The organism is Sphingopyxis sp. (assembly GCF_050725655.1).
Taxonomy (GTDB): Bacteria; Pseudomonadota; Alphaproteobacteria; order Sphingomonadales; family Sphingomonadaceae; genus Sphingopyxis.
This window is the reverse complement of sequence record NZ_JBOHHT010000051.1, coordinates 1-12,966: the sequence shown is the minus strand read 5'-3', so window position 1 is coordinate 12,966 and position 12,966 is coordinate 1. Positions and strand designations below refer to the sequence as shown.

Genomic DNA, 12,966 nt, shown 5'->3' with positions numbered 1-12,966 from the left:
CGGGCCGATGAACTGCAAATTCATTATCTTCGTCATGCCGGACTTGATCCGGCATCCATGGACCCCGGATCAAGTCCGGGGTGACGACAAGGGGTGGTCGCTGTGACCGAATTTTTTCAAGATTTCCGGTTTCTGGGCCTGCCTTGGGAATGGGCGCACGTCACCATGTCCTATGAGGCCGCGTGGGCTTGGGCGACGATTATCGGCATCCTGCTCATCGCCCTCCCGCTGATGCTCAGTGTCGCGATGATCATCTATGCCGACCGCAAGATCTGGGCGGCGATCGCGTTGCGCCGCGGTCCGAACGTTGTCGGTCCTTTCGGCCTGCTGCAAAGCTTCGCCGACGGGCTGAAAGTCTTCCTGCAGGAAACGATCATCCCGACGGGCGCGAACCGCGGGCTGTTCCTGATCGCGCCGATCATCACCTTCACCGTCGCGCTGATGGCGTGGGCGGTGATCCCGTTCAATTCGGGCGCGGTGCTCGCCGACATCAACGTCGGGCTGCTCTATATCCTCGCGATTTCATCGCTGGGGGTTTATGGCGTGATCCTGTCGGGCTGGGCGTCGAACTCGAAATATCCCTTCTTTTCGGCGATGCGCGCCTCGGCGCAGATGATCAGTTATGAAGTCTCGATCGGCTTCATCCTGATCGGCGTCGTGCTGTTCGCCGACAGCTTCAACATGAACGAGATCGTCAAGGCGCAGCAGGGCCATGGGCTCGGTATCGTCAACGCCTTCGGCTTCAACCTGCTGCTCTTCCCGCTCGCGGTGATGTTCCTGATCTCGTCGCTCGCCGAAACCGCGCGCGCGCCGTTCGATCTGACCGAGGCGGAAAGCGAACTCGTCGCGGGTTATCAGACCGAATATTCGTCGATGGCCTTCGCGCTCTTCTGGCTCGGCGAATATGCGAACGTGCTGCTGATGTGCACGCTCAACGCGGTGCTGTTCTGGGGCGGCTGGCTGCCGCCGATCGACTGGGCACCGCTCTATGCCGTTCCCGGCATCATCTGGCTGTTCGCGAAGATCCTGTTCTTCTTCTTCGTCTTCAGCTGGGTCAAGGCGACCGTCCCGCGCTACCGGTATGACCAGCTGATGCGGCTGGGCTGGAAAATCTTCCTGCCGATTTCGCTTCTCTGGATCTTCCTGATCTCCGGCTATCTGATGCTGACGCGTTATGGGGTGGCGGCATGATGCTTTCTGTCTTGCTTGCGTCTCAAGTCGCCCCTCCAGCGGCGGCGCCGTACGACCCGAATGCGTCCAGACAGGCGGAGGTCGTTACCCAAGACTGCCGTGTTCAGGACGAGCGCGGTACCGCCTACAGATTTCGGACGATTACCGACGGCCGTTGGCAGCAGTTTAATTATGTGAAGGACGGGGTTGTCGCGACCCGATGGGGGCCTTTCAACAAGGTCATCGGTGAAAGGGAGTTTTCGGGTTGGCGGTATGACGGCACGGACTACGCCGTCGAGGGCAAAGGCTATCAGAACGCCGCCGGCGATCTGTTATCGATTGAACATGGTATTCACCCTCAGCCGTTTTGGAAACTTAGAGGATATCAGGCCGGAGTCGAACACGCTGGCAGCCATCCCCTCTACAGTTCCGTTAGTGCAATCATTGTCAACAAAGAGAGTCGCTCTGCCGTCATGTACACTGGCGTGTGTTCCATAGAAAAGTACGAAGCCTTGCCCGGCATCGACGGCGTTAGAGGTATCGATCAATGACTAGCGTCGCTCATCTCATCAAGTCGTTCACGCTTTGGGAATTCGTCAAGGCCCATTGGCTGACCTTGAAATACTTCTTCAAGCCGAAGGCGACGATCAACTATCCGTATGAGAAGAACCCGCTTAGCCCGCGTTTCCGCGGCGAGCATGTGCTGCGCCGTTATCCGAATGGCGAGGAACGCTGCATCGCGTGCAAGCTGTGCGAAGCGGTGTGCCCGGCGCAGGCGATCACGATCGAGGCCGAGCCGCGCGAAGACGGCTCGCGCCGCACGACGCGCTATGACATCGACATGACCAAGTGCATCTATTGCGGTTTCTGTCAGGAAGCGTGCCCGGTCGATGCGGTGGTCGAGGGGCCGAACTTCGAATTCGCGACCGAAACGCGCGAAGAACTGCTCTATGACAAGGCCAAGCTGCTCGCCAATGGCGACAAATGGGAACGCGCGATCGCGGCAAATCTTGCCGCCGACGCGCCCTATCGATAAGGGCGCGCACACATGATCCAGCTCTTCGCCTTTTACCTGTTCGCGACGCTTGTGATCGCGTCGGCCGCAATGGTGATTTTCGCCCGCAACCCCGTCCATAGCGTGATGTGGTTGATCCTTGCCTTCTTCAACGCGGCGGGGCTGATGCTGCTGGCCGGGGCCGAGTTCATCGCGATGCTGCTTGTCATCGTTTATGTCGGTGCGGTCGCGGTGCTGTTCCTGTTCGTCGTGATGATGCTCGACATCGATTTCGCTGAACTGCGCGCGGGTTTTGTGCGTTACCTGCCACTCGGCGCGCTCGTCGCGATCATCCTTGCGGCCGAGTTGATTTTCGCGGTCGGTGCGTGGAGCGCCGGCGGGGTCGACCTCGCGGCGCGCGCGGCGCCGGTCGTCAGCGACAAGAGCAATATCCAGCAGATCGGCGAGCTTCTCTACACGCGCTACATCTTCCTGTTCGAGGCGGCGGGCATCGTGCTGCTCGTCGCGATGATCGGCGCGATCGTGCTGACGCATCGCAAGCGCGGCGGGGTGCGCACCCAGAATATCTCGCTGCAGAATCAGCGCCGTCCGCAGGATGCGACACGCCTTGTCGATCCGGGCGTCGGGCAGGGGATGGAACTGTGATTTCGGTCGGCCATTATCTCGCCGTTTCGGCGGTGCTGTTCACGCTCGGCGTGCTCGGCATCTTCATCAACCGCAAGAATATCATCGTCATCCTGATGGCGATCGAGCTCATCTTGCTGGCGGTGAACATCAATCTCGTCGCGTTCAGCGCGGCATTGGGCGATCTTGTCGGGCAGGTCTTCGCGATGTTCGTGCTGACCGTCGCTGCGGGCGAAGCCGCCATCGGCCTCGCCATTCTCGTTATTTACTTCCGCGGCCGCGGCACGATTGCCGTCGACGATGCCAACCGGATGAAGGGGTAAACCGGTGATCCAGGCGATCGTTTTCCTGCCGCTGCTTGCGGCAATCATTGCAGGTCTCGGCCAGCGCGTGATCGGCAATGTGCCGTCGAAAATCCTGACCACGGGCGCGCTGTTCACCAGCTGCGCGCTGAGCTGGCCGATCTTTCTGTCGTTCGTGACGGGCAGCGGCGAAGCAACCGTGACGCCGGTGCTGCACTGGGTTTCGTCGGGCGCGCTCCAGTTCAACTGGGAATTGCGCGTCGATACGCTGACCGCGGTGATGCTCGTTGTCATCACGACGGTGTCGGCGCTCGTCCACCTCTATAGCTGGGGCTATATGGAGGAAGACCCGGACCAGCCGCGCTTTTTCGCTTACCTATCGCTCTTCACCTTCGCGATGCTGATGCTCGTGACCGCGAACAACCTTGTCCAGATGTTCTTCGGCTGGGAAGGCGTCGGCCTTGCGTCGTACCTGCTCATCGGTTTCTGGTACAAAAAGCCGAGCGCCAATGCCGCGGCGATCAAGGCGTTCGTCGTCAACCGTGTCGGCGACCTTGGCTTCATGCTTGGCATCTTCGGTACTTTCCTGGTGTTCGGAACCGTTTCGATTCCCGAGATTCTGGCCGCCGCGCCGGGCATGGCGGGTTCGACCATCACCTTCATGGGCATGCGCTTCGACACGATGACGATCCTCTGTCTGCTGCTGTTCATCGGCGCGATGGGCAAGTCAGCGCAGCTTGGACTGCACACCTGGCTTCCTGACGCGATGGAAGGCCCGACCCCGGTGTCGGCGCTGATCCACGCTGCGACGATGGTCACCGCGGGCGTCTTCATGGTGTGCCGCCTTTCGCCGATGTTCGAAACCTCGGACGTCGCGCAGGGCGTCGTGATGTTCGTCGGCGCCGCGACCTGTTTCTTCGCCGCGACCGTCGCGACGACGCAGTGGGACATCAAGCGCGTCATCGCCTATTCGACCTGTTCGCAGCTCGGCTACATGTTCTTCGCCGCAGGTGCCGGCGCCTATGGCGCCGCGATGTTCCACCTGTTCACGCACGCTTTCTTCAAGGCGCTGCTGTTCCTCGGTGCCGGCTCGGTCATCCATGCGATGCACCACGAACAGGACATGCGCTATTATGGCAATCTGCGGAAATCGATCCCGATCACCTATTGGGCGATGATGCTCGGCACGCTGGCGATCACCGGGGTCGGTATCGCGGGCGTCGCGGGCTTTGCCGGCTTCTATTCGAAGGACGGTATCCTCGAGGCCGCTTTCGCGAGCGGCGGCGGCGGCGTGGTGGCCTTCTGGGTCGGCATCTTCGTGGCCTTCCTCACCAGCTTCTATTCGTGGCGCCTCGTCTTCCTGACCTTCTACGGCAAGCCGCGCTGGGAACAGAGCGAGCATATCCAGCACGCGGTCCACGACGATCACGGCCATGGCGACCATGCGCACGACGATCATGCCCACCACGGCGCGCACCATGGCGTCCAGGGGGACGGCACCGCGGGTTATCATCCGCACGAAAGCCCGCTCTCGATGCTCATCCCGCTGATCGTGCTCTCGATCGGTGCGGTGTTTGCCGGTATCCTCTTCCACCACCAGTTCATCTATCCCGAAGAGGGCATGGCGTTCTGGAAGGGCAGCATCGCGTTCGACGAGCATCTGATGCACGCCGCGCACGAAGTGCCTTTGTGGGTCAAATGGATGCCATTCACGGTGATGGCGATCGGGCTGTTCCTCGCGTGGAACAGTTATATCCGCAACACGAGCTTGCCGGCGAAATTCGTGGCGCAGTTCAAGCTGCTCCACCAGTTCCTCTTCAACAAATGGTATTTCGACGAGCTGTACGACGTTCTCTTCGTCAAGCCGGCGTTCGCGGTTGGCCGCTTCTTCTGGAAGCGCGGCGATGAAGGCACCATCGACCGTTTCGGTCCCGATGGCGTCGCGGCGCTCGTTCAGGGGGGCACGCGGCTCGCGGTGCGGCTGCAATCGGGTTATGTTTATGGATATGCGTTTGTGATGCTGCTCGGTCTTGTCGGCCTCGCCAGCTGGGCCATGGTGAATTTCCTGTGAGCGGCTTTCCGATCCTTTCGCTGATGCTGGCGGTCCCCGCGGTCGCTGCCATCGCCTGCCTGTTCGTTGGCGACAAGATGGCCCGCTGGGTTGCGCTCAGCGCGACGCTGGCGACCTTCGTTCTCGGTTGCATATTGTGGGCGCAGTTCGACATCGGTGGGCCGCAGTGGCAGTTCACCGAGCGCGCCGGCCTGTTCGGCCGCTTCAACTATGCGCTCGGGATCGACGGCATGGCGCTGATGCTGATCATGCTCAGCGTCTTCCTGATGCCGCTCTGCATCCTCGCCAGCTGGGACGCGATCAAACAGCGCGTCGGGCTCTACATGGCGATGTTCCTGATCATGGAAACGATCATGATCGGCGTCTTCATGGCGCAGGATCTGCTGCTCTTTTACATCTTCTTCGAAGCCGGGCTGATCCCGATGTATTTCATCATCGGCATCTGGGGCGGCGCAAACCGCATCTATGCGGCGTTCAAATTCTTCCTCTACACGCTGCTCGGATCGGTGCTGATGCTGATCGCGATGATCGCGATGATCGCTGAAGCGGGCACGACCGACATCCCGACGCTGCTGAACTACGACTTCCCGGTTCAAATGCAGACGTGGCTGTGGCTCGCCTTCTTTGCCAGCCTTGCGGTCAAGATGCCGATGTGGCCCGTCCACACATGGCTGCCCGACGCGCACGTCCAGGCGCCGACCGCGGGCTCGATGATCCTTGCGGGCGTGCTGCTGAAGCTCGGCGCCTATGGCTTCATCCGCTTCATGATGCCGATGTTCCCCGATGCGTCGGCGCAGCTGATGTGGATTGTGTTCGGCCTGTCGATGATCGCGGTGGTTTACACCAGCCTTGTCGCGTTGGCGCAGAACGACATGAAAAAGCTGATCGCCTATTCGTCGGTTGCGCACATGGCGATCGTCACCGCGGGCCTCTTCGCGTTCAACCAGCAGGGGATCGAAGGCGCGCTGATCATCATGCTCAGCCATGGTGTCGTATCGGCCGCGCTCTTTTTCTGCGTCGGGGTGATCTATGACCGGCTCCACACGCGCGAGATCGACCGTTACGGCGGGCTTGCGGTCAATATGCCGGCCTATGCGCTGTTCTTCATGCTGTTCACCATGGCGTCGATCGGCCTTCCGGGCACCAGCGGCTTCGTCGGCGAATTCCTGAGTCTCGCGGGCATTTATGAAGCGTCTAGCTGGGTCGCCTTCGTCTGCACCACCGGGATCATCCTCGGTGCTGCGTACATGCTCTATCTCTACCGCCGCGTCGTGTTCGGCGAACTGACCAAGGACGATGTGAAGGCGATGCCCGACCTGACCGCACGCGAATGGACGATCATGGTGCCGCTGGCGGCGGTGGCGCTATGGATGGGCGTCTATCCCGAAAGCTTCCTCGCGCCGATGCGAGGCGATGTCACCACGGTTGTCGCGCGTCTCGCCCCCGCGAAGCCCGCGGGCGACGCGCACCTCGCTGCCGGCAAGCCGAAACCCGCCAAGGCGCATGGTGAAGCTGCCCACGGATCGAGCCATGCAGGAGGCGTCCAATGACCGCCGATCTGATGCTCATCTGGCCCGAACTGATCCTGACGATCGGCGGGATCATCACCCTGATGCTCGGCACTTTCCTCGGTGATCGCCAGGTCGGCCTGTATCAGCTCAGCTCGCTGCTGACGCTCGCTGCCGCGGCCGCCGCGGTGGTCGCATTGTTCGGCGTCGATGCGACGGTCTTCTCGGGCACGCTGTCGGTCGACAGTTTCGGCGGATTTGCCAAGCTGCTGATCTATGCGGCCAGCTTCGTCTGCATCATCGTCGCGCCGCGCTTCTTCAGCGGCGGCATGCGCGCCGAATATCCGACGCTGATCCTGTTCGCTGCGCTCGGCATGGGTATCATGGCCTCGTCGCGTGACCTGATGACGCTGTATGTCGGGCTCGAGCTCAACAGCCTTGCGGCCTATGTGCTCGCCAGTTTCATGCGCACCGACGAGCGCTCGACCGAAGCCGGCCTCAAATATTTCGTCCTCGGCGCGCTGGCGTCGGGCATGCTGCTTTACGGCATCTCGCTGCTCTATGGCTTCACCGGTACGACCGATTTCACCGGCATCGCAAAGGTGATGGGCGGCGAGCTCAACATCGGACTGATCTTCGGCATCGTCTTCGTGCTCGCAGGTCTCGGCTTCAAGATCAGCGCCGTGCCGTTCCATATGTGGACCCCCGACGTCTATGAAGGCGCGCCGACCCCGGTGACGACCTTCTTCGCCACCGCCCCCAAGGTTGCGGCGATGGCGCTGATGACGCGCGTCGTGATCGACGCGATGGGCCCCGCGGTCGGCGCGTGGCAGCAGATTATCATCTTCCTGTCGCTCGCGTCGATCATCCTCGGCGCGGTCGGTGCGATCGGGCAAAAGAATATCAAGCGCCTGCTGGCCTATTCGTCGATCAACAATGTCGGCTTCATGCTCGTCGGCCTTGCTGCCGGGACGCAACAGGGCGTCGAAGGCGTGCTGACCTATCTGCTCGTCTATATGCTGACGACGCTTGGCGCGTTCCTCGTCGTGCTCCAGCTGCGCGATGCCGAAGGCAACCAGGTCGAAAGCATTCCGGCGATTGCCGGTCTGTCGCAGCGCCGCCCCGGTCTGGCCGCGGCGATGGCGGTGTTCCTGTTCAGCCTTGCAGGCATCCCGCCGCTCTTCGGCTTCTGGCCGAAGTATCTGGTGTTCGAGGCCGCGGTGAACGCGAACCTCGTGCCGCTGGCGGTCGCGGGTATCGTCGCCTCGGTGATCGGCGCATTCTATTATATCGCGATCATCAAGACGATGTACTTCGACGACAAGTCGGACACCGAATTCCCGAAGGGTGGCGGTGCGATCGTCGAGGATGCGGTGATCACCGCGAGCGCCCTGTGGCTCTCGGTCATCGGCTATCTCTTCATTCCCGTGCTGGCGGTCCTTTCGGCCAGCGCCGCCGCGGTGCTGTTCTGATACCGCCGATCGAGCGGATAGCGCAGACAGGTTCGACCAACGCCGACCTGCTGGCGCGGCTGGCAAGCGGCGAGCATGTCGGTGAAGGCCATTGGCTGGTTGCCGATCGCCAGACCGCCGGACGTGGGCGCCTCGGGCGTGGCTGGAACGACGGGCAGGGCAATTTCATGGGCTCGACCGTCGTCCACCTGACGATCGGCGATCCGTCGGCCGCAACGCTCGCGCTCGTCGCCGGGGTGGCGCTCGCCAAGACCGTTTCGGCGCTTGCGCCGGGTATCGACGCGCGGCTCAAATGGCCGAACGACCTGCTGATCGACGGCGCGAAATGCGCGGGCATCCTGATGGAACGGACGGGCAATTCGGTGGTGATCGGCATCGGTGTCAATCTGACCGCCGCGCCCGAGCTGCCCGACCGCCCGACAGCGACACTGGCAGGCAAGGGCGCGGACATAGACCGCGATCATTTCGCGGGGGCGCTCGGCATCGCGATGATCGATGCGCTGTGGACGTGGCGGCAGGAAGGCGTGGCGAGCATCGTTCGCGCGTGGATTCCGCGGGCGCATCCCGTCGGTACGCCGCTCCGCGTCTCCGAACAGGGCATCGACGGTTTTTTCGACGGCCTTGCCGACGATGGCGCGCTGCGCTTGCGCCGCGACGGCGGCGAGACCATGCTGGTCCATGCGGGCGACGTCGAACTACGCCGGCCCGTGGAGGGGAATTGAGATGCTGCTCGCGATCGATGTCGGCAACACCAACGCCAAATTTGCGCTGTTTCGCGGCACCGAGCTGCTTGCGCGCTGGCGTATTGCGACCGATGACCGGCGCACCGCCGACGAATATATGGTGTGGCTCGACCAGCTGATGCGCATCGAAGGGCATGACCGCGACGACGTCGAAGCCCTCATCATTTCGACCGTCGTGCCGCGCGCGCTCCACAATCTGCAACTGCTCGCGCATAAATATTTCGGCGTCGACGCGCTGGTCGCGGGGCGTGAACCCGTGACCTGGGGTATCGCGCTCAGGGTCGACGAACCGCAGTCGGTCGGTGCCGACCGGGCGTGCAACGCGATCTCGGCGCAGGCGGTCGAGCCCGGCAAGGACAAGCTCGTCATCAGCTTCGGCACGGCGACGACGCTCGATCATATCGGCCCCGACGGCGCGTATCTCGGCGGCATTATTGCGCCGGGCGTCAATCTTTCGCTCGAGGCGCTCGTCGCGGCGGCGGCGAAACTGCCGCGCATTGCTATCGAAGCGCCGGCAACGAGCAGCGTTATCGGGCGTACCACCGAAAGCCAGATGCTGATCGGCGTCTATTGGGGCTATGTCTCGATGATGGAAGGGCTGATCGCGCGAATGAAGGCCGAAATCGGCAAGCCGCTCACCGTGATCGCGACAGGCGGCCTTGCGACACTATTTCAGGAACAGGGACACCTGTTCGATCGTATCGAGCCCGACCTGACGCTGAACGGGCTGATGCACCTCTATCATCAATGGAAGCCAACAATATGACGACTCCGGGCAAGGAGCTGCTTTTCCTCGCATTGGGAGGATCGGGCGAGATCGGCATGAACGCCAATCTTTATGGCTGTGACGGCAAGTGGATCATGCTCGACCTCGGCGTGACCTTTGGCAGCCACGATTATCCGGGCATCGACATCGTCATGCCCGATCTCGAATTTATCGAGGATCGCAAAAAGGATTTGCTCGGCATCGTCCTGACGCACGGGCACGAGGATCATATCGGCGCCTTGCCCTATCTCGCCGCCGACCTCGGCGTGCCGCTCTATGCGAACCGCTTCACCGCGGGGCTGATCGCGCACAAGCTTGCCGAAGAGGGTCTGGAAAAGGACGTCGATCTCAGGACCGTCGACATAGACGACAACTTCCAGCTCGGCCCCTTCGGTATCCGGCTGATCCCGCTCGCGCACTCGATCCTTGAAATGAGCGCGGTCGTGATCGACACGCCCTATGGCCGCGTCTTCCACACCGGCGACTGGAAGCTCGACGAAGAGCCGATCCTCGGCGTGCCGGCGACGGCCGCGGCGCTGACCGCGGTCGGCGACGAGGGCATCGACGTTCTCGTCTGCGATTCGACCAACGCCTTTAACCCCGAAGCTTCGGGCAGCGAAGGCGGCCTGCGCGAAGGGCTGGAGCAGGCGGTCGGCGCGGCAAAGGGCCGGGTGGTTGTCACCACCTTCGCATCGAACGCGGCGCGGCTTGCGACGCTGGGCGCGGTGGCCAAGGCGACGGGGCGCACGCTTTGCGTTGCGGGCCGCTCGCTCGACCGCATCCTCGGCGTTGCGCGTTCGGTGGGTTACCTCAAGGATTTCCCGCCGACCGTCGATTTCGACGAAGCGATGCGGCTGCCGCGCGACAAGGTGATGGTGATCGCGACCGGCGGGCAGGGCGAACCGCGCGCTGCGCTGGCGCGCATGGCGGCCGACATCCACCAGATCAAGCTCGAGGCCGGCGACACCGTCGTTTTCTCGTCGAAGCAGATCCCCGGCAACGAGGTCGCGATCGGTCGGATCATGAACCAGCTCGCGGCGAAGGATGTGCTGACCGTCACCGAAAAACAGGCGCATATCCACGTTAGCGGCCACCCGGGTCAGCCCGAACTTGCGGCGCTCTACGGCTGGCTGCGGCCCAAGCTTGTCCTGCCAGTGCACGGCGAAATCCGTCACATGCACGAGCAGGCGCGCTTCGCGCTCGAAAAAGGCGTGCCCGATGTGCTGGTGCAGGAAAATGGCGATCTGGTGCGTTTGTCGCCCGGGTCGCCCAAGATCGTCGAGCGCGTTCGTGCGGGCCGCCTGATCCTCGACGGCGATGTGATCCTGCCCGCCGAAGGCGAGACAATCAACGAGCGGCGCAAGCTCGCGCTCCACGGCCACATCACGGTTGCAGCGATCTTCTCCGGCAAACGCTTCGTCGACAGCGCGATCAGCTATCGCGGCGTCCCAGTCGAGGATGAGCGCGAAGCCTTTGTCGACGAGATGCGCGAAGCCGCCGAACAGGCCGCGACCGGCCCCGCGCGCGACGAGGAAAAGCTGCGTGAGGCGATCCGCCTCGGCGTGCGGCGCATCGCGACCGACTGGACAGGGAAAAAGCCCGTTGTCGATGTCATGCTCGTCACTATCTGACGCACGGAAACACGACAATGAAATGGACCTCGGCGCTCGCCATCTACCTGCTGTTCTGGGCGTTCAGCGCCTTCTTCGTGCTGCCCTTCCATGGCCGCCGCGCGAGCGATGACGCGACGCCGCTTGTGCGCGGGCAGGAGCCGGGCGCGCCTGCGGTCCTTCGCCCCAAGCGCATCCTGCTGCAGATGACGATTGCCGCGACGGTCGCCTTCGCCCTCTATTACGTCGCCTATGTGAACGGCTGGGCCGACCCCGACGTGCTCAGCGGACGGACCTGAGCTGCCGAGGGCTAGATTGCTGATCTGACGTCGGCTTTGGAGTGGATTCTTGCCCGTCCCCTTCCGAGGATATATGGTCAATATCCAGTCATTCGTGGAAGACCGATGCAGAACGTTCTGGAGGGATACGCCGCCGTTGCCACTGCGGATTTTATTGCCGCATATGATGGGCTTTCACCAGAAAGCATATACGAGCACGTCGTCGATTTAATCCCAAACCGCAGTATTAGGATTGCGGATATAGGAGCCGGAACGGGGCGAGACGCGGCATGGTTTGCAGCCAAGGGACACGACATACTCGCCATCGAACCGGTGCGTGAACTTCGCGAGGCCGGTCAGACGCTTCACCCCGCCGCAAATATCAAGTGGCTGGATGATTGCTTGCCATATCTCCACGCGGCGCCGATCGGTAGCTCGTTCGATCTCGTGACATTGTGCGCCGTGTGGCAGCATCTTACCGACGCAGATCGGGCAATCGCCATACCTCGTCTTGCGACGATGATCGCACCGAGCGGTATCCTCATCATGTCGCTTCGGCACGGCCCCGGCGCCAAAGGTCGCAGGGTGTTTCCGGTGTCACCCGACATGACAATCGAAATCGCACATGCTTGTGGACTGCGCCTCCTACGCAGGCAGGATGCCAACTCCGTTCAGAAGGGCAATCAGGCCATGGGCGTTTCCTGGACTTGGCTTGCTTTCGAGAAGGTCTGCTAACGAGGCGCTTCATAGGAACGTCGATTGGCGCATTTCGGTCGCTAGCCGTCGCGCCGTTCCGTTTATTCCAACGCCCTTAACCACGCAGCCGATCAATCGCCTGCGCCATCGCGACATAGAGCTTACCAATATCGGAGGACAGCAAGGTCACGCTGATCGCCGACCCGTCGCGCGCACCGATGAGCAGGCGCAGCATCGCTTCGAAATCGTGGATGAACTGGTTCACCGACGCGTGGAAGCCGTCGTCGGCCTGATAGAGGCGCAGGATTTCCTTGGCCTCGCTATTATCGATCAGCTTGACTGCACGACGTGCGAACACGCCGCGGTCGCCCTTCAGGTAAGCGTCCCACGCGGTGTCGCTGACTTCGCTCGACAAGATCTTGGTGACGTCGATTGCGGTCGATTTCAGCGACTCGGTCAGCAAGCCGACTTGCTTCGCGAGCGAATCGCGGTCCGACGCGGCGATCGCCTGTTCGGCCTCGCTCACGCGCTGTTCGACGCTCGCGCTGGTGTCCATGATCGTGATCAGCTGGCGCATCAGCCGGTCGGCGGCGCCGTTGGCCGCTGCGACGGCACGCGCCGAGGCGTCCTCGATCGCGCTGAGTTGCGCCATGATCTCGTTCTTGAACGCGGCATCGATCGCATCGGTCGCGGTCGCCTGCATGGTCTCGC

General features: G+C 62.3%; 13 protein-coding genes and 1 pseudogene. 13 read left to right on the top strand and 1 reads right to left on the bottom strand.

Annotated elements, in window-relative coordinates; genetic code table 11:
- Window positions 1-102: 102 nt before the first annotated feature.
- The 13 genes from nuoH to ACREBX_RS06565 all read left to right on the top strand — a co-directional run bounded on the left by nuoH (window position 103) and on the right by ACREBX_RS06565 (window position 12,294).
- Window positions 103-1,191, top strand: a complete 1,089-nt coding sequence (gene nuoH / locus ACREBX_RS06625) for an NADH-quinone oxidoreductase subunit NuoH (RefSeq protein ID WP_431560964.1) — start codon at window positions 103-105, stop codon at window positions 1,189-1,191.
- On the top strand, window positions 1,188-1,721 hold the full coding sequence (locus ACREBX_RS06620) for a hypothetical protein (RefSeq protein ID WP_431560963.1): 534 nt from the start codon (window positions 1,188-1,190) through the stop codon (window positions 1,719-1,721). The genes nuoH and ACREBX_RS06620 overlap by 4 nt, the downstream gene beginning before the upstream one ends.
- Window positions 1,718-2,206: an NADH-quinone oxidoreductase subunit NuoI gene (gene nuoI, locus ACREBX_RS06615; RefSeq protein ID WP_431560962.1), complete on the top strand. Its 489-nt coding sequence runs from the start codon at window positions 1,718-1,720 to the stop codon at window positions 2,204-2,206. Before ACREBX_RS06620 ends, nuoI begins: the two co-directional genes overlap by 4 nt.
- Window positions 2,207-2,218: 12 nt before the next feature.
- Window positions 2,219-2,830 (top strand): NADH-quinone oxidoreductase subunit J, encoded by a 612-nt coding sequence (locus ACREBX_RS06610; RefSeq protein WP_431560961.1) that lies wholly within the window; start codon window positions 2,219-2,221, stop codon window positions 2,828-2,830.
- On the top strand, window positions 2,827-3,132 hold the full coding sequence (gene nuoK / locus ACREBX_RS06605) for an NADH-quinone oxidoreductase subunit NuoK (RefSeq protein WP_053554267.1): 306 nt from the start codon (window positions 2,827-2,829) through the stop codon (window positions 3,130-3,132). Before ACREBX_RS06610 ends, nuoK begins: the two co-directional genes overlap by 4 nt.
- A gap of 4 nt (window positions 3,133-3,136) precedes the next feature.
- The gene (gene nuoL / locus ACREBX_RS06600; RefSeq protein WP_431560960.1) at window positions 3,137-5,182 is read left to right on the top strand and encodes an NADH-quinone oxidoreductase subunit L; all 2,046 of its coding nucleotides are present in this window, start codon (window positions 3,137-3,139) and stop codon (window positions 5,180-5,182) included.
- Window positions 5,179-6,732, top strand: coding sequence for an NADH-quinone oxidoreductase subunit M (locus ACREBX_RS06595; protein ID WP_431560959.1), 1,554 nt, complete (start codon window positions 5,179-5,181; stop codon window positions 6,730-6,732). Before nuoL ends, ACREBX_RS06595 begins: the two co-directional genes overlap by 4 nt.
- Window positions 6,729-8,162 (top strand): NADH-quinone oxidoreductase subunit NuoN, encoded by a 1,434-nt coding sequence (gene nuoN / locus ACREBX_RS06590; RefSeq protein ID WP_431560958.1) that lies wholly within the window; start codon window positions 6,729-6,731, stop codon window positions 8,160-8,162. Before ACREBX_RS06595 ends, nuoN begins: the two co-directional genes overlap by 4 nt.
- Entirely contained in the window at window positions 8,084-8,884 is an 801-nt protein-coding gene (locus ACREBX_RS06585) for a biotin--[acetyl-CoA-carboxylase] ligase (RefSeq protein ID WP_431560957.1), read from the top strand. The genes nuoN and ACREBX_RS06585 overlap by 79 nt, the downstream gene beginning before the upstream one ends.
- A 1-nt stretch (window position 8,885) precedes the next feature.
- Window positions 8,886-9,671 carry a type III pantothenate kinase gene (locus tag ACREBX_RS06580; RefSeq protein WP_431560956.1) on the top strand — a complete coding sequence of 262 codons (786 nt, stop codon included), beginning with the start codon at window positions 8,886-8,888 and terminating at the stop codon, window positions 9,669-9,671.
- Window positions 9,668-11,302 carry a ribonuclease J gene (locus ACREBX_RS06575; RefSeq protein WP_431560955.1) on the top strand — a complete coding sequence of 545 codons (1,635 nt, stop codon included), beginning with the start codon at window positions 9,668-9,670 and terminating at the stop codon, window positions 11,300-11,302. Before ACREBX_RS06580 ends, ACREBX_RS06575 begins: the two co-directional genes overlap by 4 nt.
- A 17-nt stretch (window positions 11,303-11,319) precedes the next feature.
- Window positions 11,320-11,580, top strand: a complete 261-nt coding sequence (locus tag ACREBX_RS06570; RefSeq protein WP_431560954.1) for a DUF1467 family protein — start codon at window positions 11,320-11,322, stop codon at window positions 11,578-11,580.
- Window positions 11,581-11,685: 105 nt separating this feature from the next.
- Window positions 11,686-12,294 (top strand): class I SAM-dependent methyltransferase, encoded by a 609-nt coding sequence (locus ACREBX_RS06565; protein WP_431560953.1) that lies wholly within the window; start codon window positions 11,686-11,688, stop codon window positions 12,292-12,294.
- A 76-nt stretch (window positions 12,295-12,370) separates the two neighbouring features.
- Here the strand turns inward: ACREBX_RS06565 and ACREBX_RS06560 are convergent.
- Window positions 12,371-12,966 (bottom strand): annotated as a pseudogene (locus ACREBX_RS06560) (hypothetical protein); the annotation flags it as partial.

Coding starts and splice junctions, on each gene's coding strand:
- ACREBX_RS06620 (WP_431560963.1), top strand. CDS start 1,188: ATGATGCTTTCTGTCTTGCTTGCGTCTCAAGTCGCCCCTCCAGCGGCG.
- nuoI (WP_431560962.1), top strand. CDS start 1,718: ATGACTAGCGTCGCTCATCTCATCAAGTCGTTCACGCTTTGGGAATTC.
- ACREBX_RS06610 (WP_431560961.1), top strand. CDS start 2,219: ATGATCCAGCTCTTCGCCTTTTACCTGTTCGCGACGCTTGTGATCGCG.
- nuoN (WP_431560958.1), top strand. CDS start 6,729: ATGACCGCCGATCTGATGCTCATCTGGCCCGAACTGATCCTGACGATC.
- ACREBX_RS06580 (WP_431560956.1), top strand. CDS start 8,886: ATGCTGCTCGCGATCGATGTCGGCAACACCAACGCCAAATTTGCGCTG.
- ACREBX_RS06575 (WP_431560955.1), top strand. CDS start 9,668: ATGACGACTCCGGGCAAGGAGCTGCTTTTCCTCGCATTGGGAGGATCG.
- ACREBX_RS06570 (WP_431560954.1), top strand. CDS start 11,320: ATGAAATGGACCTCGGCGCTCGCCATCTACCTGCTGTTCTGGGCGTTC.
- ACREBX_RS06565 (WP_431560953.1), top strand. CDS start 11,686: ATGCAGAACGTTCTGGAGGGATACGCCGCCGTTGCCACTGCGGATTTT.